The 24,035-nt window shown below is 41.2% G+C and carries 20 protein-coding genes; 11 read left to right on the forward strand and 9 right to left on the reverse strand.

Features of this window, described 5'->3' with window-relative positions; genetic code table 11:
• Positions 1 to 194 precede the first annotated feature (194 nt).
• Entirely contained in the window at positions 195 to 371 is a 177-nt protein-coding gene (locus AACU25_RS25440) for a hypothetical protein (protein ID WP_190445950.1), read from the forward strand.
• A 1,149-nt stretch (positions 372 to 1,520) separates the two neighbouring features.
• Here AACU25_RS25440 and AACU25_RS25445 read toward each other — a convergent pair.
• The 3 genes from AACU25_RS25445 to AACU25_RS25455 all read right to left on the reverse strand — a co-directional run bounded on the left by AACU25_RS25445 (position 1,521) and on the right by AACU25_RS25455 (position 8,258).
• The gene (locus tag AACU25_RS25445) at positions 1,521 to 2,531 is read right to left on the reverse strand and encodes an aspartate carbamoyltransferase catalytic subunit (protein ID WP_096580435.1); all 1,011 of its coding nucleotides are present in this window, start codon (positions 2,529 to 2,531) and stop codon (positions 1,521 to 1,523) included.
• 246 nt (positions 2,532 to 2,777) lie between these two features.
• Positions 2,778 to 4,130 (reverse strand): magnesium transporter, encoded by a 1,353-nt coding sequence (gene mgtE, locus AACU25_RS25450; RefSeq protein ID WP_096580437.1) that lies wholly within the window; start codon positions 4,128 to 4,130, stop codon positions 2,778 to 2,780.
• 993 nt (positions 4,131 to 5,123) lie between these two features.
• The gene (locus AACU25_RS25455) at positions 5,124 to 8,258 is read right to left on the reverse strand and encodes a CHAT domain-containing protein (protein ID WP_096580439.1); all 3,135 of its coding nucleotides are present in this window, start codon (positions 8,256 to 8,258) and stop codon (positions 5,124 to 5,126) included.
• 18 nt (positions 8,259 to 8,276) lie between these two features.
• On the opposite strand from AACU25_RS25455, the gene AACU25_RS25460 reads away from it, so the two are divergent.
• From AACU25_RS25460 to aroF, 5 genes are all read left to right on the forward strand, one after another.
• Positions 8,277 to 8,492, forward strand: a complete 216-nt coding sequence (locus tag AACU25_RS25460; protein ID WP_096580441.1) for a hypothetical protein — start codon at positions 8,277 to 8,279, stop codon at positions 8,490 to 8,492.
• A 17-nt stretch (positions 8,493 to 8,509) separates the two neighbouring features.
• Positions 8,510 to 8,797, forward strand: coding sequence for a hypothetical protein (locus tag AACU25_RS25465; protein ID WP_045871188.1), 288 nt, complete (start codon positions 8,510 to 8,512; stop codon positions 8,795 to 8,797).
• A 166-nt stretch (positions 8,798 to 8,963) separates the two neighbouring features.
• Positions 8,964 to 9,233: a 30S ribosomal protein S15 gene (rpsO, locus tag AACU25_RS25470; RefSeq protein WP_045871189.1), complete on the forward strand. Its 270-nt coding sequence runs from the start codon at positions 8,964 to 8,966 to the stop codon at positions 9,231 to 9,233.
• Positions 9,234 to 9,244: 11 nt separating this feature from the next.
• The gene (locus AACU25_RS25475) at positions 9,245 to 9,715 is read left to right on the forward strand and encodes a PAM68 family protein (protein ID WP_096580443.1); all 471 of its coding nucleotides are present in this window, start codon (positions 9,245 to 9,247) and stop codon (positions 9,713 to 9,715) included.
• Between the two features lie 418 nt (positions 9,716 to 10,133).
• The gene (aroF, locus tag AACU25_RS25480; RefSeq protein ID WP_096584040.1) at positions 10,134 to 11,192 is read left to right on the forward strand and encodes a 3-deoxy-7-phosphoheptulonate synthase; all 1,059 of its coding nucleotides are present in this window, start codon (positions 10,134 to 10,136) and stop codon (positions 11,190 to 11,192) included.
• Positions 11,193 to 11,339: 147 nt separating this feature from the next.
• On the opposite strand, the gene AACU25_RS25485 is transcribed toward aroF, so the two are convergent.
• Complete coding sequence (locus AACU25_RS25485; RefSeq protein ID WP_096580445.1) at positions 11,340 to 11,966, reverse strand: PadR family transcriptional regulator; 627 nt, start codon at positions 11,964 to 11,966, stop codon at positions 11,340 to 11,342.
• A 170-nt stretch (positions 11,967 to 12,136) separates the two neighbouring features.
• On the reverse strand, positions 12,137 to 12,670 hold the full coding sequence (locus AACU25_RS25490) for a PadR family transcriptional regulator (RefSeq protein ID WP_096580447.1): 534 nt from the start codon (positions 12,668 to 12,670) through the stop codon (positions 12,137 to 12,139).
• A gap of 392 nt (positions 12,671 to 13,062) precedes the next feature.
• Here AACU25_RS25490 and AACU25_RS25495 point away from each other — a divergent pair, with 392 nt between their 5' ends.
• Both AACU25_RS25495 and AACU25_RS25500 read left to right on the forward strand, forming a co-directional pair.
• A complete protein-coding gene (locus tag AACU25_RS25495) occupies positions 13,063 to 13,956 on the forward strand; it encodes a pirin family protein (protein ID WP_096580449.1) in 894 nt (297 codons plus the stop codon).
• A complete protein-coding gene (locus tag AACU25_RS25500; protein WP_190445949.1) occupies positions 13,946 to 14,356 on the forward strand; it encodes a hypothetical protein in 411 nt (136 codons plus the stop codon). Before AACU25_RS25495 ends, AACU25_RS25500 begins: the two co-directional genes overlap by 11 nt.
• A 404-nt stretch (positions 14,357 to 14,760) precedes the next feature.
• Here the strand turns inward: AACU25_RS25500 and AACU25_RS25505 are convergent, their stop codons facing one another.
• The 3 genes from AACU25_RS25505 to AACU25_RS25515 all read right to left on the reverse strand — a co-directional run bounded on the left by AACU25_RS25505 (position 14,761) and on the right by AACU25_RS25515 (position 18,072).
• Complete coding sequence (locus AACU25_RS25505) at positions 14,761 to 15,645, reverse strand: hypothetical protein (protein WP_096580451.1); 885 nt, start codon at positions 15,643 to 15,645, stop codon at positions 14,761 to 14,763.
• Between the two features lie 210 nt (positions 15,646 to 15,855).
• A complete protein-coding gene (locus tag AACU25_RS25510) occupies positions 15,856 to 16,449 on the reverse strand; it encodes a DUF1517 domain-containing protein (protein ID WP_096580453.1) in 594 nt (197 codons plus the stop codon).
• A 57-nt stretch (positions 16,450 to 16,506) separates the two neighbouring features.
• Positions 16,507 to 18,072, reverse strand: a complete 1,566-nt coding sequence (locus tag AACU25_RS25515; protein WP_096580455.1) for a pentapeptide repeat-containing protein — start codon at positions 18,070 to 18,072, stop codon at positions 16,507 to 16,509.
• 82 nt (positions 18,073 to 18,154) lie between these two features.
• On the opposite strand from AACU25_RS25515, the gene AACU25_RS25520 reads away from it, so the two are divergent.
• The 3 genes from AACU25_RS25520 (at position 18,155) to AACU25_RS25530 (ending at position 21,919) form a co-directional block, all read left to right on the forward strand.
• On the forward strand, positions 18,155 to 18,994 hold the full coding sequence (locus AACU25_RS25520) for a prephenate/arogenate dehydrogenase (RefSeq protein WP_096580457.1): 840 nt from the start codon (positions 18,155 to 18,157) through the stop codon (positions 18,992 to 18,994).
• A gap of 341 nt (positions 18,995 to 19,335) precedes the next feature.
• Positions 19,336 to 20,418 carry a photosystem II q(b) protein gene (gene psbA / locus AACU25_RS25525; RefSeq protein ID WP_096580461.1) on the forward strand — a complete coding sequence of 361 codons (1,083 nt, stop codon included), beginning with the start codon at positions 19,336 to 19,338 and terminating at the stop codon, positions 20,416 to 20,418.
• Positions 20,419 to 20,575: 157 nt separating this feature from the next.
• Positions 20,576 to 21,919, forward strand: coding sequence for a PrsW family intramembrane metalloprotease (locus AACU25_RS25530; protein WP_321206769.1), 1,344 nt, complete (start codon positions 20,576 to 20,578; stop codon positions 21,917 to 21,919).
• A 551-nt stretch (positions 21,920 to 22,470) separates the two neighbouring features.
• On the opposite strand, the gene AACU25_RS25535 is transcribed toward AACU25_RS25530, so the two are convergent.
• The gene (locus tag AACU25_RS25535; protein ID WP_199347390.1) at positions 22,471 to 23,883 is read right to left on the reverse strand and encodes a carotenoid oxygenase family protein; all 1,413 of its coding nucleotides are present in this window, start codon (positions 23,881 to 23,883) and stop codon (positions 22,471 to 22,473) included.
• Positions 23,884 to 24,035: the final 152 nt, after the last annotated feature.

Raw genomic sequence — 24,035 nt, forward strand, 5'->3', positions numbered from 1 at the left:
TGTAATAGCCTAGGGACTGACCCGGTTAGTTATGTCTAAAGCTTGCACAGCTAAGATTAATGAAGCTAATCTGTGATAAATCAGCAAAATTATCATATCTAGTTCTTTTTCTGTTGTAAATAGTATAAATCTCTCTTAAATTTGGCTTCAGCAATCTCCAAGATAAATTTCTTAGGTACAAACAGAAAAAATCTTTGAATAAATATCTGGAAAGCATAGCTGCGATTTCCCCTGATAAACAACAGTCATCTCCAGATGAGTTAGTTGGCTTAAAAAAACCCAACTATCAAATGTATATGGAAACTTCCAGAAATTGCTTCCTACTTACTGAAAAAGTAGATAGCAATGCCCCAGGCAATACATTAGCCTAGGGCATCACTTCTCTATGAAAAGCTGGCTGAAAATCAATGCCTGTATGCTCCATTAAAATTAATGCTGATAGCAGAAATCTGTTATGCAAAAAAAAGGAGACATTTGTCGTTGGAACATTCATGAACCTTACCAATATGAAACCTTTAACTGCAAAAATAGCATTTATTATTAAGCTACACATAGCATTAGCCTGTTAATAAATTTTGATCAAAAACTACCATATTTTATTCAATGACAAGTGAAGTTTTTTCATAAATATTTTCACTGGTAAATGCATCAATACTTTGACAAATTAATACAATTTCAACCTGTATACAGGCTGATCTGTATCCTTGAACAATTCTGTTGCCTGTAGGTAGTCAGAGTTTTACCCGTAAAAAACCTGCTCTATAGCAATCTTCTATGCAGCATGACACATAAAATCCCTGAAAATCTGAGAAATACGTATTTTTAATCTTTGTATTTTCTTAATTTTCAATTATGAATTGCTATAGATGAATTCGTAATCTTGAATTTCGCGATGCTTTACTAGTGGTTAATTCTTCAAACTCTTAGATATTTTTCTTATCTATAGAGTTTAAATTTTGTTTGCTATTAAATGCAGATGTTAAACTCTTGACATTATGTGCCACTAATCTTTTAATTAAGTATATTTTTTTGACTTAGTCAAGTGTTTTTCCAAGAAAGTTAATATTTTTACAAAAAATTGTTTATAAATTAATTAAATCTTTAATGTCATAGCAATACATTTTGTGATATGCAATATAGTTTTATATAAAATATAGTTATCAATTAAATAAGATTTAAATTGAAAAAAATATAAATTGCGAAAATCCTTGCAAAGACAGAAATAAATTGTTTAACTGATTTGAATTATTGTTTATCTATCTTTAGATATATGTCTCTATAATAACAAATTTTTATCACTTTAGATAGATGAAAATTAGGTTGATCTCATATATATAATTAACACTTAACCAATCTCCTATTTGTAAGGTGTATTAAGACTATAGTCCTAACACACCCGCAGCAATAGAAATCTTGGTGTAAGACTTTCAGTGCTAACACAGCCTGAGTTGATTTGTGAAGCAATGACAACTATGCACTAGACCATGAGTTTGTATTCAAGCAATATTGTTGATGTTTAATTAAACTTTGCCACTACCAATTAAATACAATAATGCCATCCGCACCGCCACACCACTGGTAACTTGCGCTTGAATCAAGCTAAATTCTGGATCGTCCATTAAATCAGAACTAATCTCTACACCGCGATTCACTGGGCCTGGATGTAATACTTTGACATTAGGCTTACAAAGGCGTAGCTTCTCACGGGTAATGCCAAATAACTGGTGATATTCTCGTAAACTGGGCAATAAATGAGCAGTCATGCGTTCCTTTTGCAGACGCAATGTCATCACAAAATCAGCATCACGTAAAGCAGGTTCTAGCTGCCAATGTAAAAATAATTGCCGATTAGATATTGATTCCTGTGTTGTTTCTTCTGCGAAATACTCAGCAAATAACTTTGGTAGTAGGGTAGGTGGTGCGGCTAAATGCACCTCGGCACCACTGGCGGTTAAACTGCTAATATTAGATCGTGCTACACGAGAATGGAGAATATCGCCAACGATCGCAATTTTTTTACCTTTTAATAATTCGATTCGGGGATTAGTGGGGTCAATTAAAGTACAAATAGTAAATAAGTCTAGCAGTCCTTGGGAAGGATGCTCATGTTGACCATCGCCAGCATTGAGTACACTAACTTTGACACCTAAACGATCCATTTCTTGAGCGATCGCATTAGGTACACCTGCTTCCCGATGGCGAATTACCATAATATCAGTACCCATCGCCAAATAGGTCTTCGCGGTATCGAGAATTGTTTCTCCCTTAGTCATCGAAGAAGTTGCAGCCGCAAAGTTCAGCGTATCCGCACTCAGGCGTTTAGCTGCAATTTCAAAACTACTGCGAGTGCGGGTAGAGGGTTCAAAAAATAAATTCGCCACCACTTGTCCCTGCAATGTTGGCACTTTCTTCGTCCGTCTTGATAGCACTTCTTGGAAACTAGCAGCAGTTTGCAAAACAGCGTCGTATTCAACGGGAGAAAAGTCTGTTAAGGAAAGAATGTGATGACGGTTCCAAGTAGTACTAGGCATAAATATTTATCTATTTTTAATGTAGAGACACAATATTAGTAATTCTCTACAGCTTTTAATTTACAGATGCAGTGGCAATGATACCAGCTGTATATGGGGATTGGGGACTGGGGATTGGGGACTGGGGACTGGGGATGAGGAAACAAGGGGAAATTACCAATTACCAATTACCAATTACCAATTACCAATTACCAATTACCAAAGCCAAAAAAAGAGGGGTTGTTTAACCCCCAAAGCTGCTTTGATTTAACTCGGTAAGTGTAAGACATTCAATGCTACAGAAATTAGCGAGAGGAAGGTTAGGAAGCCAATTGTATCTAACATTGTGGTGACTAATGGCCCGCTGACGAGGGCTGGATCTAACTTTAAGCGCTTTAAACCCATAGGGAGTAAAGTCCCCAATGTCACAGCTACCATCGTATTGCTTGCCATTACTATCCCTGCAACTAAAGCTACCCATCTTTCTTGAGGACGCGCCCAAATTAACGACAGCAGAATCATCGTCAGACATAAAGCTAATGCTGTACCTAATCCAGCAATTAGTTCTTTACGGAGGATTTTTAGGGTATCTTTAGGCGTGACTTCGCCTACACCCAAGCCTCGGATGGTAACTGTTAAGGCTTGAATCCCCACAGTTCCACCAGTATTAGAAAAGATGGGCATAATTACCGCTAATACTGGTACTGCAGCAATTACAGATTGAAAAGGCGCGATCGCACTAGCTGCACCTATATACAAGGCCATAATTCCTAATAGCCAAGGTAGGCGGTTGCGGATGGTAAGTAGAGGGGAAGACAAAGCTGCTTCATCACCACTAACACCAGCGAGTTTTTGAATGTCTTCTGTAGCTTCTTCCTCCAAAATATCAACCACATCATCAATAGTGATAATGCCGACTAATCTGTCTTCCCTGTCAACTACCGGGATGGCGATTAAGTCATATCGCTTCATGATTTGGGCGACTTCTTCTTGGGGGGTTTCAGTTCTGACTTTGATGACGCGATCGCTAGCGATATCTCTAATCAAAACATCAGGAAAAGTAAACAACAATTGCCTTAGTGAAACTACTCTCACTAATGTGCGATTATCATCTGTCACGTAAGCGTAGTAAATTGTCTCTTTATCTTCGTCCTGACGACGGATTTTGCTGAGGGCTTCACCGACAGTTAATCCTTCTCTTAACCGGACATATTCTGTTGTCATCACACGCCCAGCTGTACCTTCTGGATAACCAAGAATTGTAGCTGTGGCTTGTCTTTGTTCTGGACTTAATTCTTGTAATAAACGCTTAATTACTCCTGCTGGTAATTCATCAAATAATTCTGCCCGTTCATCGGGACTCATCGCCTCTACAATTTGGACAACTTGCACATCATGAAGAGAATTAATTAATTCTTCTTGTACCTCTGTGGGTAGATATTCAAATACATCAATTGCTTGCGCTTTATTGAGCAGACGAAATGCGATCGCTCTTTGATTTGTTGGTAATTTAGAAATGTATTCGCCAACATCTACCGGTTGTAAATGGTTTAAATCCCATTTGAGTTGGTTTAAGTCGGCGACATCAATCATTGAATCGCGCATCTCTTGTGTCAGCATAGATTCCTCCTAATCTCATAGTCTCCTCCGCGCTAGGAGACTATGTCGCCAGCTCAGAGGAGGTTGATACTACCGTCTTGTGGACTCTGGTCCATAACTTTCAACAATTCACTCTCGATATCCAATCAGGCATCGCTAAGTCATAATACTAACCCGGAACACTGTTATCCGAAATAGATGCAGAAGTTCAGTATGCGGAGTTTATAGCATCCACATAAGTACGTAACTCTTTGCCCTGATTTTTCTTTTGATAAGAGTAGATTCTACTACTGTTACAACCTGTGTCAAGCGCTTCAGAGAAATTACTAGCTAAATTCACACAGTTAAAATATTTACTACTTTTGTAGTAGTGTAGATTATGGATGCGAAACCATATATTGTGTAATTGTACTGAAGATTGACACCCTTATGTAGCTGAGTATTTCTGATATTGCTAGTAATACCACTTCTGTGCAAAATTTCACTTCTGCCTCAGGAAGCAACTATCAAGCTGTTAATACAATTAAAGCGTAAATTGCAGAATATATCTGCTAGAAAATTAGCAGTTTCTCGATACACCTATCTGAGGGACTTCTCAATAAAAAAAATCAATCACTTTGGCAAGCAGAGGAAGCAGAGGAGGACAGTTGAGTGGGCGAGTTTCCCACGCCAGTCAGTACAACGGGGGGAACCCCCGCGAGCGGCTGGCTTGACTTGAGCAAACTGTCCGTGAAGCAGAGGGAGAAGAATACAATTATGGTCTTTGCTCCCAAAAATGGATATTTAATTTCTGGAAGTACCAGAGGGATAATTCTGCGATAGTCAAGGGTAATTTAATAGCTTATTTGGGTGACAAAATATTCATTAGGAATTATATAAGAACAAGGCACAGAGGGAGCATCCCAATTTGAGAAAAATAGTACAAATACCTCTGATAAAACCCCTATGCCATTGTGAGTTTCAAAATAATACATTAATTTTTTAAAAGAGAGCTTTCCTAATTTCAGATTTACCTTATTTCGGTTCGCCAATTAAAGTAAATGCTGCCCAATTTATGGGGTGAGGATGCTTTTTCATGGCGTTCAACATAGCTGTTCGCAATGCAACGGCTTTATCAGGATGTTGCTGCCATTGTTGATAAAATTCGGTCATTAATTCTGATGTTGGTGAATCAGGAACTGACCATAATGAGACAATCACACTCGACGCACCTGCGGTAATTAACGAACGAGATAAGCCAATCACACCATCACCAGTAATTGTACCTCTGCCAGTGTCACAAGCGCTCAAAACTACCAATTCGGCGTTGATGGGTAAATTGACGATTTCTGCTGGCGTAAGTAAACCGTCATCACCACCAGCAGGTGCAAGAGCGATCGCAGTTTCTATGCCTTTGCTGGTATCATCTAACAAGCCATGTGTGGCGAGGTGAATCACCTTGGCGGAGGATAGTTTTTGTGTGAAAGCCGCTTTAGTCGCATCCTCACCGATAATCGCTTTGGTGTTGAGGAGACTAGCAATTGTCTTTGCTTCCTGTTCTGCACCTAATAAAGGTTCAAGTTGTACAGGCGGAACTCCCACTTTTGGCATTGTGGGATTACCAATAACTAATATATCTTTCCCCGTCAGCTTTTGTCTTTGTTTTCTGGTTAGTTCTAATACCTGAATTGCTGGTGCAGTGAGGATAGTATGTTTTTCAATTAAATATTGATTGTTTTTGTCTTGTAGCGCTGCAAATGGAACTAAAAACAGCGATTGATGGGGAATAAAAATTACCCGTTCGTTGGGATTAGTTGGCAGATGAGATGCAATAGGTGCAATTAAAATTTGATAGAGTTCTTGTAAATTTTCTTGTTGTAGAGGTTCACCGATAGGTTCAATTTTAATTCCTCTTCCACCTGCACCTATAGATCTACGACTTTGGTTGACAATATCAGCCAGAGATTGATTGAGGGATTTAAAATTTACTGATTTAAAAGCAACTTCACCATTAGGTTTAACTACCCAAATGTAGATTTCTGAATTATCCCATGCTTTTTTATTACCTTTTTGCGGATAATTCGACAGGGAATATTCTACAATGGTAGCCTTTTGTGCTTGAGCAATCTGTTTAATTTTAGCAATTGTAGGAATTTCCGCCGTTATTTTACTACTGGATTGTGTAGACAACCGCGAAGTTAATAAATTCACAAATGCTCGACCGCGACTGCGTTCAGCTACTTCTAAAGCTTCATCAATTTTGTTTTGAGATATTAAAACTCTTTGTAAAAGGCTATAGGTTTGGGCTTGGGTTTCAAAAATCGAAATTTGACTTTTATCTGTTAAGTCAAGACGAATAGATTCATAGACTTTGATCGCCTCATATAAAGCCACAGTTGCTTCCGGTAGCTTCCCTGCAGCATAACTGGTGATACCCACCTGATTCAACATTAGGGCTTCATCAAACTTTTTTTGAGCTTTTCTAGCAGATAAAGCAGCTTGTCTGTAAAAATTAATGGCTAAATCGTATTTTTGCTGATTTTCGTAAAATCCTCCAACTTTAAAAAAGATATATTGTTGAAATTGAGGATATTCTTGCGATAATGCAATGGCTTTTTGATAGTATTCCCAAGCGCGATCGCTCTCTTGTAATTTGGCATAAGCATCACCAATTTGCGCCAAAGCCAAAGCTTCCATTTCTGGTTTACCTAATGCTTGCGCCTCATTTAATTTTTGCAGCGCTGCTTCTAATTCTGGTGAAGTTTTAGAAGGTTTTGATTTATTTTTATCAGTTAAAGATTTGACATTAGGAGAAATTTCCGCACAAGCTTGCTTAGATTCCTCAAATTGTCCCAAGGATTTATAAGCCAAACACATCTGTGCATAACTAAATCTAATTCCTTGATTGAGTTGTTGCTTGGCTAAATCAACCGCAAACTTTTTAGAAGTATCAGTAATTTGTTCAACTTGTTTAAGAGATGATTGTAAAATTCCTAAAGCATCTTGATAAGATTGAATGGATTGGTCATATTTACCAGTATCAGAGTAAATATTGCCGATATTTGCGATTATTAATCCTTGCTCCTGATTTTTTTCTACTATTTCTAAAGGAGAACTAGCTGGGATTGATTTAGCAATCACCAAAGCTTGCTGATAATATTTCAATGCTGACTCTGGTTGACGCAAACCTTGATGAACTTCACCCAACTTAGATAAAGTATCGCGCAATTTAATTGGAGATTTTTGCTCGGTTTGGAAAATTTGTAGCGCTTGCTGGAGTGGTTCTACAGCTTCCTTGTACTTACTCTTGGCATTGTACATATTACCCAGCCCCAACAGTGCTTGTGCAAGTTGACGGCGATCGCCTGTTTGTTTCGCAATTGTGGTAGCTTGCTGATAAGTTGCGATCGCTTGCTCAAAAGCTGCACCTGGTACTTGAGTTTCAATCACACCCTTGTAAACACCGCTGAGGTAATAATTCCTCGCCAGCGCTATCAAAATATCAGTTTCCTGCTGGCGTAGAAGTCGCTGAGTATCTGGAGAACCACCAGACTGTTTGCGTAGCGTTACTACAGCTTGTTCTAAAGAATCAATCGCTTTGGGAAGATTAACATTAGCGTAGGTATAGCCGAGATTTTCTAACGTGCTAGCTTCTCTATGCAAATCTTGAATTTGGCGGGCTATGACCAATGCTTTTTCATAGTATGCGATCGCTTGAGTAAAATTCCCTAAAGCACGATAATTATTTCCTAAATTATTCAGCGCTCTTGCTGCTAAATCCTTATCTTTGGTACTTTGGGCAATTTCTAAAGCTTGTTGTTGATAGCTAATTGCTTGATTGAAATCATTCAAATCGTAGTAAGCATTGCCAATTCCTTTCAGCGTCCTACCTTCACCTGGACGATACTGAATTTGACGATAAATTTTTAAAGCTTGCTGAAAATTTTGTAACGCCGCTTGAGATTGATATTTATCCAGCAGTTCTTCACCCCGTTGGAGTAGCCTATCAGCCTCAGTTCTGCGTGCATCTGAACCTTGTGCTAATACCTGTGAAGCTCCCAATGGCTCAATTAACAATCCTCCCAAGGGCAACGTCAGGTAAAATACCAAAGAAGCCAGCGTCAGGCTTTGTAGACGATAACTCAGGGAGCGGTGAAAATGACAACGCATAACTAGAGCACTGATAGTATGGGAAGATTTTCTTATATATATCTCCCATCATTCAAAGCTTATGCAAATATTGGTGGAAACCACGGAATATTTTTGTCTTTATTAATTGCAACACAAGCCCTTAACTTTATTGATAGCTCAAGACTCATACCAATTACCCATTACCAATTACCCATTACCAATTACCCATTACCAATTACCCATTACCAATTACCACAAAAACTTTTGAACTAAAAGCAGTCAAGCAAATTATGATATCAACGCAAGTATTGAAAGTCATTGAAGAAGCAATTACCAAACCGCCAATTCCCCACGAACCTTATAAGCAGTCTTTGAAAGCATGGGCGATGTATTGCTTAAGAGATAGAGGTTTTAAAGTAGTTTATGCTCAAAATGCCGATTTCGCCATTGAACCGAAGAATAAAGAAAAGCTGTATTTTAAAGTGACAAATAATGCCGATGATGTAGACAATTCTTGTAGCTGGATAGTTTGGGATAGTACAGCCAAAAGCGCTAGTGTCATTCCTTTGCAATCTTAAATATTTAGAATGGGTTAGAAGGGGATAGAAGTTAAAAAATTTACTCAGCACTCACCACCCAGCACTCACCACTACTCCCGTAAAGTTGATTCACCCCACAGCTTGAGGGCTGTGATATTATTAGAGACTGCTGCATAAATTTAGAAAACTAGAAATTACATCGATCATGGCTCTGACGCAACAGCGCAAACAAGAACTCATTTCGAGCTATCAAGTTCACGAAACCGATACCGGCTCTGCCGATGTCCAAATTGCTATGCTTACTGAGCGCATTAACCGCCTCAGCGAACATTTGCAAGCAAATAAAAAAGACCACTCTTCCCGTAGAGGATTGTTGAAGTTGATTGGTCATCGTAAGCGTCTGCTTTCCTATGTACAAGCGGAAAGCCGGGAAAAATATCAAGCTTTAATTGCTCGTCTGGGAATTCGTGGTTAAGGATACCGCTTATGTCTGCTGAAGAATCGGAACGTAGCCGCTTACCTTTTGAACCGAACAAAAAGAACCCAAAACCAGCCAAAGCTAAGAGTCAACCACCAGCACAGCCAAAAGCATCTCAGGGAAAGACAAGCAAGCAGCCACCTTTTAATAAAGAGGAAATGGCAATCCCAAAAGTTGTTAGCCAACGGATGATTCGACGAGTAGCCGCGTTTTGCGGTATACCCACAGCTTTGGGAATTGCTACTTTGGTAGCCAGCTATTTGCTGGCTATCTATACCGACATCAAACTACCTCCCATTGCTGTGTTATTGGTCAACATGGGATTGTTTGGTATAGGGGTATTAGGGATAACCTATGGTGTACTCTCTGCCTCTTGGGATGAAGACAGAGTAGGCAGTTGGCTGGGTATTGGAGAGTTCGGCACCAATTGGGGACGTATGGTGGCAGTTTGGCGCGAAACTCGGCAAAATAAGGTTTGATATTTTAGCGCTCAGGTATCAGCAAACTGTAATGTTGGGTAAATTTTATAGTGGATGTTGAAGTTGAGATTACGTAACTTCAACATTACTAATTAAAAATTTATGATTTTTTTTAACCCCAATATTTAGTTACAGAACCACTGAGCGCTAGATTTTTTAGATAAATATTTTGTGATTTTGTGCTTAACCATTAAATATCAAAAGGTTACGCCCCTAAGAGTATGTTTATACAAAAGTATATAAGTAGGATGTATTACAGCAAAGAAAAAGCTGGGAATCTATAGTAAATATAAATTCTGCTGTAATGCACCTTATTTAACAGGAATCTTTTACATGGCATTTGTATCAATTCTATAAACTGAGTTTAATCACTCAAGATTTTGTTAACAAACAACTCAAGTCATTAGGGAATTTAATCATGATTGTGGTAATGAAAGTTGGTTCCCCAGAAGCAGAAATTCATCGCATTAACGATGAATTAACTAGCTGGGGACTGACTCCAGAAAAAATTATTGGTAAGCACAAAGTAGTTATTGGTTTAGTCGGTGAGACTGCTGACTTAGATCCCTTGCAAATTCAAGAAGTCAGCCCTTGGATTGAGCAAGTTTTGCGGGTAGAGTTACCCTATAAACGAGCTAGTCGTCAGTATCGTCACGGGGAAGCTTCTGAAGTTGTAGTCAACACTCCTGATGGCCCAGTAGTATTTGGTGAACATCACCCTGTAGTAGTGGTTGCTGGCCCCTGCTCCGTAGAAAATGAAGATATGATTATTGAGACAGCCCAGCGTGTGAAAGCCTCTGGAGCCAAATTTCTGCGCGGTGGTGCATACAAACCCCGCACTTCACCTTATGCATTCCAAGGACACGGCGAGAGTGCTTTGGAATTATTAGCTAAGGCTAGAGAAGTTAGCGGTTTAGGCGTAATTACAGAAGTAATGGACGCTGCTGACCTGGATAAAATCGCAGAAGTTGCCGATATGATCCAGGTAGGCGCAAGAAATATGCAGAATTTCTCCCTACTCAAAAAAGTAGGAGCGCAATCAAAACCTGTGCTATTAAAGCGCGGTATGGCAGCTACTATTGAAGATTGGTTAATGGCTGCTGAGTATGTTTTGGCGGCGGGAAATCCAAATGTAGTTTTATGCGAACGCGGAATTCGTACTTTTGACCGCCAATACACTCGCAATACCCTAGATTTATCAGTAGTCCCAGTTTTACGGAAGCTAACTCACCTACCGATTATGATTGACCCGAGTCATGGTACAGGTTGGTCTGAGTTTGTTCCTTCTATGGCAATGGCCGCGATCGCAGCTGGATCTGATTCTCTCATGATTGAGGTTCACCCCAACCCGAAAAAAGCTATGTCAGATGGGCCGCAATCTCTCACACCAGATGCTTTCGACCGCTTAATGCAAGAATTAGGCGTTATTGGTAAGGCTGTAGGACGCTGGGAGTCTGCTGCTGTTGCGTTGGCGTAGTGGGTGGGGATTGGGTAATGGGTAATGGGTAATGGGTAATGGGTAATGGGGGAGAAATAAACTACCTTTTGACCCTTAACCTTTGACCTTTGACCCTTCAGTACAGACGCGATTAATCGCGTCTCTGCAAGGCTTGACCAATTTGGCTTATTTTTCGGCTAAAATTGCGTAAATTTCGCGTTTCGCGTTTTCTAAGAGTTCGCGTACTCGCTTCATTCGCTCTACATTACCGCTGCGCGCAACTTGTACCACAGCACCAGCTAGTTCTGTGGCTGCATTTCGCAGCTCTATAAACTCCTGAGGTTTACCTGACATAAAGCTTTTGAAGACATCCCAGGGAGAGTCTGAGGTTTCCTGCTGGGTACGTTCTGCTAAGAGTTGTCTGCCTTCATCTGTAATTGTATAAATTCGCTTACCGCCTTCTTGGGAACTCCGCAAATACCCACCTTCTTCGAGCATTTGGAGTGTGGGATAAACTGAGCCAGGGCTGAGTTTACGAAACCCTCCATAGCGGCTTTCCATCTCTTTAATCAGGTCGTAACCATGACTAGGATGCTCAGATAACAATTCCAGCAGGATGAATTTAATATCACCTCTACGAGTTCGGTATTCTTCTTTCCAAGCACCACCAAACATTTCATTGCCAAAGTGCTGCTCGTGAGGTCTACCGTGATGCTTGCGATGCTGGAAGTGTGAACTAAAAAGGCTGAAGTCATCATCACTGGCTCCAGCCCATGCATGTACTGGAAAACGGGAACGAAAGTGTCTAAACATAAATAAATTTCCAATCAACTTTCTCTACTATACGATATATCGGAATATATCGCGATATATCGGAATAGAATTTGTGTAAATTTTTATTGCTTATTAGATTTTTTAGAGAAAATTAGAATAATAAGAAAATAAAATGCGTAAAATAAAGCTAATTTAGTCAAAGATTCTAATTAAGAACTTTTAATAGCTTCAATAGCTGTTTTCAGCCAATCTATATAAGTTTTCTCTCGTTGAGTTACTAAGTCTAGAGCCAGCCGTTGCATAATTTGCTCACGGTTTGCACAATTTTCTAGCTCTGGTAGTTGAATATTGTTACAGTCAGCTAGTTTTTTGCTGCGTGCAGCTAGCTGCTGTTCTAACAATTTAATGATGGCTGGATTGGGTAATTGGGCCGCGAAAAATAATTGCACTAGAAACGGTTCTCGTACTGTTGGTACAGGCTGATGACATTGCAGCCACCTGAGTAATTCGGCTTTACCCTCTTCTGTTAAAGAATATACCTTGCGATTAGGGCGATCGCTCTGAATTTCAACACAACAAGTAGTCCAACCCTGCTCAACTAATTTATCCAGGGTTCTGTAAATCTGTGCCTGATCTGCGGGCCATAAGTGAGCAACACATTGATCGAAGCAAGTGTTTTTCAGGTCGTAACCTGTCATTTCTTGTTGCTCAAGCAGTCCTAAAATTGTGTGTGCTAATGACATGGGCGGTTTTCCGAAGATTAAGTAGGGAAAGTTCTATATGTGACTTTTTATATAATCTTATGCTAATATAAGACTAATCATATATAAGAGCTATAAAGACACTATTTCTACCTCACCTAGTTACTCATAAAAAACACACACGCACAGAGAAAAAATGAGGGTGCGCGTAGGTAAAAAATGTGAAAACTCGATTTTAGCGTAAACATAGAATTTATTACCTAAGTTAGACCAATTCTCTAAACTTCGGCAACTGATTTAAACTTACAAAGCCAGATAAAATCTGATTTGATTAATTACAGATTAAGAGTTCGTATGGAAAATAGTTTCATGGCTTGCAAGTACAGACGAAGGCAATAGAACAGCAGAAACATAGCATCCCCAGGAGGAGATAAATGACAACTCATATAGGAACGATGCGAACAGTCTCAGGAATTATCAATAGTGTGCAAACCCTAGAGGGCGAAGGGATGCTTGTGCGTCGGCCATTTCCTAAAGCTACCTTTGGTGATTTTGACCCCTTTCTCCTCCTAGATGAAATTGGCCCGGTTGATGTCGAACCTGGTGCAGCGAAGGGAGCACCAGATCATCCCCATAGAGGCTTTGAGACAGTCACCTATATTTTGGAAGGCAGTTTTGAACACAAAGATTCTCAAGGAAACGCTGGCAAACTTCATGCGGGTGATGTGCAATGGATGACAGCCGGATCTGGCGTTGTGCATTCAGAAATGCCAGAGCAAGAACTGGCGCGTCATGGCGGAAGGATTCATGGGTTGCAACTGTGGGTGAATTTACCGCAGCGAGACAAAATGATCAAGCCACGCTATCAGGAAATTTCGGCGGAAAGTATTCCCCAGGCTCAAACAGCCGATGGTTTGGTGAGTGTCAAAGTCATAGCCGGAGAAGCACTAGGAGCAAAATCTAGCATCCAAACGCAAACTCCGATTATGTATCTACATTTCACAATTCAACCAGGAGCGATCGCAATTCAACCCATGCCAAAAGCATACAATGCTTTTACATATGTACTTGATGGCGAGGGCTTATTTGGAGCAGAAAAGGAGCGTGCGGGAGATGGGCAAATGGTATTGTTTGCACAGGATGGTGAAGAAGTGGTGATTGCTAATCCCACAAACGCAAATTCAGCATTAGATGTGCTGCTGATTGCTGGTGTACCGCTCAACGAACCAGTGGTTCGCTACGGCCCATTTGTCATGAATACTCAAGCTGAAATTATTCAAGCAATTGAAGATTATCGTAACGGGAGGATGGGTTCAATTGACTTCTAACACACTTTTACAAAGAATAAATCAACAGCAATTTTTACGTAATTTGCGAAACAAACTCCTCACTCTGCACTCCTGTTTGCTGCAGATAGAACGCATCGCTTACGAACAGGTACGTGGAAGAGTAACTAGTAATGAACTCCTGCGACTCGTCATTAGTGATGAACAATTTGCTTGGTTACATCGCATTTCTGAGATGGTTGTGCAAATCGATGAAATGCTAGCAGCCGATGAACCTTTAGCGCTGGAAGATATCCAAAATCTGATTACCCAAGCCCGTAATCTAATTGTACCGTCCGAGGAAGGTAGTACTTTTGCCAAAAAGTATTATGCTGCTCTCCAAAGTGAACCCAGCGTTGTTATGGCACATTCAGACTTATTACAGTTATTAGCATCTAAATAATACCAATTCGTAATTCGTAATTCGTAATTACGAAACTGCAACAGAATCTCGACTGATTGTAGAGAATTGGTATAAGTGATGCCAATTTGAAAAAAGAATGTGACAGATTGTAGGGGCAAGGCAGTGCCTTGCCCTCTAGAATATATTGATTGTCGCAAACATTATTTGAATTGGTATGAGGAAAAAAGACCCGCCCTTATTGAAATCAAGGGCGGGTCTTTTATTTATTCAGTTTGGTTAAACTTTTCGCCAGGGAAAAACGGTGACATTAACGCCAATAATACTCGGTTAAGCGTTTTTAACTCAAAACTGGTTTTGGGGAAAAGGTAAAAGGTTAAGGGTTAAAGGTTTTTTCTTTCCCTTTCCCCATTCCCCTTTTTCCCCTTAACCAACAAGTATTGAAATTAACGCCGTCTACCACCGCCAAAAGCAGGTGCGCGACGAGAACGACCGCCACTACCGAAACTACTACCGCTAGGATTGCTTCTAGGAGATCTAGAACTATTAGAAGGTCTGAGTTGACTACCACCAAAACCAGAACCACTAGGACGGCTATTTGTTGTAGTACGGCTAGGTGTGCTGCGTACTGTTGAGCCGCTAGGATATGTTCTTCTAATTGTTCCTGTACTGCGGAAAACTGTACGATTTCTCACGGCTGCAGGTGCATCATTGTAGCGACTGCGGTAGCTAGAAACAGCTTGATCATAGCTGCTACCGTATCCACCATAGCCAGTTAAAACTTGTCCGGGTTGATAAACAGGAGGTACATAGTACTGGGGTCTAAACAAGAGACTACCAATTGCCTGACCTGCAAGATTACCAGCTACCGCGCCAGCAAAAGGTGTCCAGAAGCTATTTTCTTGGCGGACTACAACCGTTTCTTGTCGTCCTGTTTGGGGATTAGTTTGTTGTTGGGTAACGTTATGAACGTACTCAATTTTAAAGTCTTCTGTCAAGTAGAGGCTGGGCTGGCCATTTTCCACTTTCAGATAACTTTTTTTACCTTCTTTAATTTCTTCATCTGTCAGCCGTGCCATTTGCAAATTCTCGGTGACAAATGTTGGTGGTTTACTGTTAATTAAAAACAGCGTGTACTCACCAGTACCATCATCATAGGTGGCTTGTTGTACTTGATACTGCCCATCACTCAGTTTGGTAGCCGTAGAGTTTTGGCTAACGTTCCTTGCTGGTGGTGTAGTTTCGTTTGAACTGCCGCAAGCAACAGATGTCAAACATAAACTCATGGCTAATACCACGACTGTAAATCTACGCAGTATGTTCATGATCATTGCGCTAAATATCCTATCTTTGAGCTTAACAATTTCTCCCTAGCTGTTGTAAGTAGGGACTACCCAACAAGGGGATTGGGGATTGGGGACTGGGGATTGGGTACTGGGGACTGGGGATTGGGTACTGGGGATTGGGGAGATGAGGGAGAATTACCCATTACCAATTACCAATTACCAATTACCCAATAACAAATGACAAACACCAAACGCTTACAAAGGTATTAATTCTGGATAATATTGCACCAGCTGATCGTTAGTGAGTTCGTCACCTAATTGTGCTGGAGAGAAGTGTACTTGAACTGCCTGGAGTTTATTTTGGTAGTGCAAATTAATAAAGGCTTTTAACCCTTCTTTTAATGCTTGAACGTTGGATAAGTCTGTTTCTATTTGTGGCACTTCTCCGGTAAAAGCTACTGTAATCATCACAATAATGTTGCGTGTTACAGGTATAGATAAAGGGTCATTAAATCCAGAATCAGAACCTAAATCTAGTTCAGCACCGTATCTGGAAGCTGAGTCACTAAATAGTTCATTAACATAATCTCCGGCTTCCCCTTCGTTCCAAAATACATCGCCTTCATTAGCCGCAGAAAGCCAGTATTCATCATAACGCAAAAGGGTTTCGCAGATTTCTACTAAGCCTTCTCCCAAAACTTGTAGGTCTCCATCTGCATCGATCGCTTCTCGGGCTGCGCGATTGAAAACCCCTAAAATTGGTGCTACTTCTGACCCACCTAAATGCAAAAATAGACGACAGACAACATAGCGAGTCCGTCCCATCATTTTATTAAAAGTATCACGCATTTTTATCCTCCACAAATTTATCAGTTTAAAAGTCAATAGTTATTTGACTGATAATTTTCAGTGTTCGATGTAATGAAAACTTTTAACAAAATCTATAACCATATTTAATGCAGGTAATATATTTTGGGCAGTTTCATTGGACATCTTATCAAACAATGCAGCACTGCCATCTGACTGATTAATAAATCGTTTACCAAAATAGGGGTGATCGTACAAAATTAAAGTTTGGGCACTAGAATTGGTTAATATCGTCTGCGTGGGAGTTTTGAAGAAGCTAAGTTTTGCGGCTAACTCCAGAATTTTTTGCATTTCTCTAATTTTCTGGGACTCATTTTTAGCTTCCGCGATCGCAGCCCTTAATTGCCTCACCCGATGGGATGTGTTTAGACCCTGCTGAGATAGATCTTCGCTTTTGATCATCTCTACCAGGTTGTCAATATTTTTTTGGGTAGCGATCGCATCCTGAAATGGCAAAATCGCAATATAAGCAATCGGTAATAATTCTTCGTCTCGATCTACTCGGAATGTAAACACCGTGCGGCGACGACCAATATCTGTAGCTGGGGGTAGTTTCAGCCTGCGGTATTGGCGAGAAATTTGGTAGTAAGCGCCAGCTAGGGCAAAGTTAGCTTCATGTTCTAAGGCAGCATCAACGATAATCCGGATAGTTGGTGAAGTTTCATTAAAAAATTCCCCTGGGTCATCAGAGTTGAACTTCTGGATAATGGAGCGATCGCCTGCGGCGGAGAGGTCAACCCATTCACAAATTATGCCTTCGGTTTTTAACCCAAATCTGGAAGTTGCATAAAGCTTGGCTCCTGTTAAAGTTGCACCTGTTAAATCAGCTCCGATCCATTCCGCCTTCATTAATTTTGCCTGGGTTAAATTGGCGTGTACTAAGCTAGTGTTGGTTAAATTAGCATTGCTAAAGTCTGCTCCCATCAAGTTGGCACCACTTAATTTTGCTCCGCTTAAATCTGCCCAACTGAGGTTAGCTCCGCTTAAATCTGCCCAGCGCAGGTTAGCACCACTTAAATCAGCACCACTGAGGTTTGCACGGTTAAGATTTGCTTGTTTCAGTTCAGCTTCTCGTAAATTTGCCCCACTTAGATCTGCTCGCACCAAATCGCTGGATTGGAAATTGACCATCTCTAAGTTGGCTCCCCGAAAACAAGTCCCGCGAAAGCTAGCTTCACTTAAATTGGCACCACGGAGAGTTGCTTGGCGCAGCGTTGCTTCTCTGAGGTCGGCGCTTTTGAGGTTAGCTCCAGATAGGTCAGCGCTACTGAGGTCTGCACGAATTAACTCAGCGCGAACTAATGAGGCTGCTTTCAGTTGAGCATGATTCAGGTTGGCGCGAATTAAATTAGCAACATTTAGATTGGCGTTATTTAAAATAGCTCTGGTGAGATTCACACCACTTAATCTGGCGACATTGAGGGTAGCATTGCTCAAATTAGCTTGGCTGAGATTTGCACCACTTAAATTCGCTACACTCAAGTTGGCTTTACTAAGATTTATACCACTGAGTTTGACACCACTTAAGTTAGCTTCCGCCAGGTCAACACCAGTAAAATCAAACACTCCAGCAGCGTATTTTTGCAGTAATTCTTCTATATTCATAAATGCTACCCCTGAAATGCCAACTTTAATAGTGAGTAAAGAATGGAGAAAATATTGAACAGACAAACTAACAAAATCAAAAATGAAAATTGGGATCTTAGGACTCGGACTAATTGGTGGATCTTTAGGCTTTGATTTGCGATCGCAAGGTCATGAGGTTTTAGGAGTGAGTCGGCGTGAATCAACCTGTCAAAAAGCAATAGCTTTGGGTAGCGTTGATCGGGCCGAGGTAGATCTGAGTCTCTTTGCTACGGCAGACATTGTATTTATTTGTACACCTATAGCTCTTATTGTTCCCCAAATTCAGCAGTTAATTGAGCATCTGTCTGCGGCTACCATAATTACTGATGTTGGTTCTGTCAAAGCCCCCATTGTGAATGCGATCGCGCCTCTGTGGGAAAATTTTGTGGGCGGTCACCCAATGGCGGGAACAGCCGATAGCGGTATTGAAGCCGCACAACGCCATTTATTTGTTGATCGCCCTTATGTACTGACACCAATCAATACCACACCACCCCAAGCAACTGCAGTAGTAGAAGAAATTGTGCGATCGCTTGGGTCTAAAATCTACCATTGTCAGCCAGAACAACATGACCGCGCTGTTAGCTGGATTTCTCATTTACCTGTAATGGTCAGCGCTTCCCTAATTGCAGCTTGTATGGGTGAAACTGACCCCGCAGTTTTACAATTAGCGCAAAATTTAGCTAGTTCCGGTTTTCGCGATACCAGCCGCGTCGGTGGTGGAAATCCAGAGTTGGGCGTAATGATGGCGCAGTTCAATCAGCAAGCACTGCTGAGTTCACTACAACAATATCGCTATCAGCTTGATCAAGTGATTGATTTAATTGAGCAAGAAAATTGGACAGCGTTAGAAGCGAAGTTGCAGTCAACTCAAAAAGCGCGACCAGAATTTGTGGAATAGATAGTTAAGGGACTTCCAGAAAATAAATTATCCAAATATAGTCCGAGAATATTTTTATTCTCCCCCTGCTCCCCGCCCCCCTGCCAAGAAAGCGATAGTATATTTTTTTGTTGGAAGTCCCTCAGCAGGGCTGAAAACTCTTTACTGCTACGGAATTTGAGAATTTTGCTCCCTGCTTCTTGAGTCAGATTTTTGACCTTTACATAAGTAAAACTAATCACTCGTATTACTTTTCTACAAGAATTAGTACTTGATTAACTTTTGTAAATGAGTGTAAAGTAAGTTTACAGACAAAACAAACCTTGTCTGATTCATAAATCACTAATCGCATTCATAAAACAATGACAGCAACCTTACAACAGCGCTCGAGCGCTAACGTATGGGATCGCTTCTGCGAATGGATTACCAGCACCAATAACCGTTTATACATCGGTTGGTTCGGTGTCCTCATGATCCCAACCCTACTAGCTGCAACCGCTTGCTTCGTAATCGCCTTCATCGCAGCGCCTCCAGTAGACATCGATGGTATCCGCGAACCCGTTGCAGGTTCCTTAATCTACGGAAACAACATCGTCTCTGGTGCAGTTGTTCCTTCTTCTAACGCTATCGGTTTACACTTCTACCCAATTTGGGAAGCAGCTTCTCTAGATGAGTGGTTGTACAACGGTGGCCCTTACCAATTGGTAATATTCCACTTCTTACTAGGAGTATTCTGCTACCTAGGTCGTGAGTGGGAATTGTCTTACCGCTTGGGAATGCGTCCTTGGATCTGCCTAGCATTCTCTGCACCAGTAGCAGCAGCAACAGCAGTATTCTTGATCTACCCCATTGGTCAAGGTTCCTTCTCTGATGGTATGCCCTTGGGTATCTCAGGTACCTTCAACTTCATGATCGTGTTCCAAGCAGAACACAACATCCTCATGCACCCCTTCCACATGTTAGGTGTGGCTGGTGTATTCGGTGGTAGCTTGTTCTCTGCAATGCACGGTTCTTTGGTAACAAGCTCCTTGGTTCGCGAAACCACCGAGAACGAATCTCAAAACTACGGTTACAAGTTCGGTCAAGAGGAAGAAACCTACAACATCGTAGCTGCACACGGTTACTTTGGTCGTCTAATCTTCCAATACGCATCCTTCAACAACAGCCGTTCTTTACACTTCTTCTTGGCTGCATGGCCAGTAGTCGGTATCTGGTTCACCGCGTTGGGCGTAAGCACAATGGCGTTCAACTTGAACGGTTTCAACTTCAACCAATCAGTGATTGATTCTCAAGGTCGTGTAGTAAACACCTGGGCTGACATCATCAACCGCGCTAACTTGGGTATGGAAGTAATGCACGAGCGTAACGCTCACAACTTCCCCTTAGACTTGGCTGCTGGCGAGCAAGCACCTGTTGCACTAACTGCTCCCGCTATCAACGGCTAATTTCTGAGACAAAAGTAATAGCTTCTCTGTGAATTAAAAGCGCCCTCCCAATTGGGAGGGCGCTTTTGATTTTGGCATGAAAAATTTTAGGCTATGCTGGCGGTATAAAAATTATGTATGTTTTATGACTGCATAAATAATATATTACTGAAACAATATGGAACAGTCAGATCCTAGAGAAATGGCGCGCCTGGGAAATTTAGAGGCGATCGCAACCTTAATCAACCGCGCACTGCAAACACAAGGAGTCACTGCTAAAATTAACCTCGCGGATAGCTGTTTGCAAATATTACTGCAATCTCACAGGATTCCCAATCAACCAGTTTCAGTAACTTTAATTCAGCGCGAGTTACAGGCGTTAAATGCAGATTTTGCCAAAACAGTCAGAATTTATGGACGCGCCGCAGGTAGTGAAATTCCCGCTTGGACTCAAGAATTTGCTTTGCAGCCAACAGCAACAACTAATAAAACAGATAGTACTGTGGTGCGATCGCCAATTACTAATAATCAAATACCATCGAAACCTAGCATTAATTCACCTCGCTTCAGCACAGATTTTCTGCACCAGCACATCGATACCGTAGAGTTTTTGCAAACACTGCGGACTTTTCGCTTTGCTGCGGTTGTTCCATATCGCGAAGCACTCAGCCCAGCTTTGTATGGTCACACAAGTGTAAAACTCCTGCTATTTTTTGGCTTATTTCCCTTAGCTGTCAGCTTTATTTTCAACCGCACGGGTTTACACGTAGGACTAGAAAAAACTGCTTGGGTGTTGGGTGTCTACTACGCTTCCATTTGGGGAGTTGTGCTGCAAAACTTAATCAAACCAAGACATTTTTCTTGGCAAGAGATATTAAAATGCATTGCTTTTACAGTTTTTGTAGGTATACCACTTTTACTATTTATTCAAAAATTTCCTTTATTTAGCTTTCTCTATGCTGCGACAGATTGGGGATTAATTCCCCGATTAATTGGCTTTATTTTAGGTGTAGGTATTTTAGAAGAAGTTTGTAAAGCACTACCAATTTACATCTTATTTTTACGTTCTGGTAAATTGAACGATCCACTCACATTAGCATTTTATGGCACAATGTCGGGACTGGGATTTGCAATTTCTGAAGGTGTTGTTTACTCTGCAGTTTATGCCTTTGGTTTAGTGCAAGGTGAGATAGATATTAGCGCTTATGTTTTAACTAATACGATTAGATTTGTCTGTCTTCCCTTATTTCACGCTATCTGGGCAGGAATTACTGGTTATTTCTTAGGATTAGCGGCAATTAACCCTTCGCGCCAAGGTGCGATTATTGCCATTGGCATTGCGATCGCAGCAGTATTACATGGTCTTTATGATACCTTTGCTGGCGGTTTTTTAGGTCTTGCTGTCATGGCATTTTCGATTTTATTGTTTGTTGCTTATCTTCAACACAGTCAACAAATGATTGAGGATTTACGCCAGGAAGAATTAAAGAAAAGCAATCAGGAACCTCATAGTAATTCGTAATTTGTAATTCAAGATAAATAATATTTGCGTATCGAAATTATATCAATTTAAATAATGTTTACGACAGATAAATTCTTTGTAAGGGCACGGCATCCACAATCTTTTGGCATATCAAATATCTTACTGGTGCCCATTGGTGTCAACTTAAGCTAAAAGCTATATACGGCGAGTGTTGTGCAAATCTCTCGCGCCCTCATCCCCTAACCCCTTCTCCCTGAGGGAGAAGGGGAATTGAATCTCTTGCTCCCCTCTCCCTGAGGGAGAGGGGCTGGGGGTGAGGGCGAAACCTGGCAAACAAGCGGGTTTCACGTTAAGTTGACACCAGTGACTGGTGCCGTGCCCCTACCCATCTGTCGCATTCTTTCTTCAAAATATTATTAATTACAATGATGTATATCTCGAAAGAAATATAGTTAGATATTTAATGAAGATTAATTTAAAAATTTAAAGGCACAACAACGTTGTGCCTTTTCAATAGTCTCTACATCACCTAGTTTGAATCTGCTGTATTTTCCTCAGAAGCACAAAAATTACGAATTACAAATTACGAATTAGTAATTACCTGCTAGTTGTTCCTCAGAAATCCAAGTACCATGAAATCCATAAGGTACACGTTGAGGGATGATGACCCGCGCTACAGGTTCAGCTGTAATATCTTGAGCATTCACTACAATTAATTCAGAAGTTTCTGAGCTTTCATCGTAAACGAAAGTAATTAGCCAGCCATCATCCTCAGTAGTTGCTCCCGGACGTGGCGCAAATACAGCTTCACCACCATAGCGTCCCTTGCCAAATTCATAGGTTTGAGATTTGCCATTGCTGAAGTCGTATTTAATTACGCCTTCAAATAGAGGTAAGGGAGTATTCGCTAACTTACCAGTGTAGCCATAGCGGGTTTGTCGCCCTAATAAGTTTTCGTTGACGCGGGGAAATTCCGCCGCCACATCATCTAATTGTTGTTCGCGCACTGTTCCGGTTTTGAGGTTAAACCGCCATTGATGCAAGCGGGGAATATTGCCATCTGGGTCTGCTTGGCTATCTGTATCCACTAAGACAGTAGTAGAACTCATACGACAACCTATCAGTACTACTTCGTCACCTTCTTCATAAGCATTGAGGGTATGGAAGACGTAGCAAGGAGAACTTTCAAACCAGCGGATATTACTATTGTTGCCGGAACGTGGAACAATGCCAAAACGACTAGGGCGATCGCTCTCAAACATCAGCATCGGTTCCCCACGATATAATCGTTCAGCGCTCAATGTTAGCGGTAAATCCATGAAAATCGTATAGTTTTCCGTGATGGCAAAATCATGCATCATCACTGGCACAGGTATTTCAATGGGTACTGTTGTTAACAACTCCCCTGTGGCAGAAACTCTACTGTATTGCAGATATGGCGGAGCAGGGGAGTAGCCAAAAAACATCATCTCGCCTGTAACTGGATCTACCTTGGGATGAGCTGTAAAGGCAGAAACCAGCTTACCGTTATAGGTATACTCGCCAATAGTGTCTAACTCAGGTAGCGTAATGCTGTGAGGTACACTACCTTCATTCAGTGCCAAAAACTTTCCCGCGTGCCAAATTAAAGCAGTATTACCAGTATTTTTATATGGGCCATAGGGATTATCCATCTGGGGTGGTTCCATAAACCCAGACCAAATAGCCTTTCCCGCTTCGTTTTCAATTTTCCATCCCCTAGTTTGCACATAGCGATTGCGATAAGTGGCTTTACCCTCGCTAATGTGCACACCATGTAACATTCCATCACCATCAAACCAATGGTATTTACCAATAGGCGGCCATTGGGGATTAGGGCCATTGCGGACAAACATCCCCGCTAACTCTGGCGGTAATTGACCAATAACTTGCAAGCTATCCGTGGTAATTTCTTGACGCACTGGTGCAAAATTGCCATCCAGATACGGCTCAACTGCTGGCGTAGAAATTGTGTGAGTTGTCATAAAAAGCAAATGCGATCGCGGCATTGTATCCTATTTATTTTAGCGATCGCACTAGGAGGCAGGGGGGCAGGGAGCAGGTGAGCCAGCGCGGTCTTGGGAGTTTCCCCCATGAGCGACTGGCGAATCCGAAGGAGAGCAGGGGGAGAAATAAC

Source organism: Tolypothrix tenuis PCC 7101 (assembly GCF_963874875.1).
In the GTDB taxonomy this organism is placed as follows: domain Bacteria; phylum Cyanobacteriota; class Cyanobacteriia; order Cyanobacteriales; family Nostocaceae; genus Aulosira; species Aulosira tenue.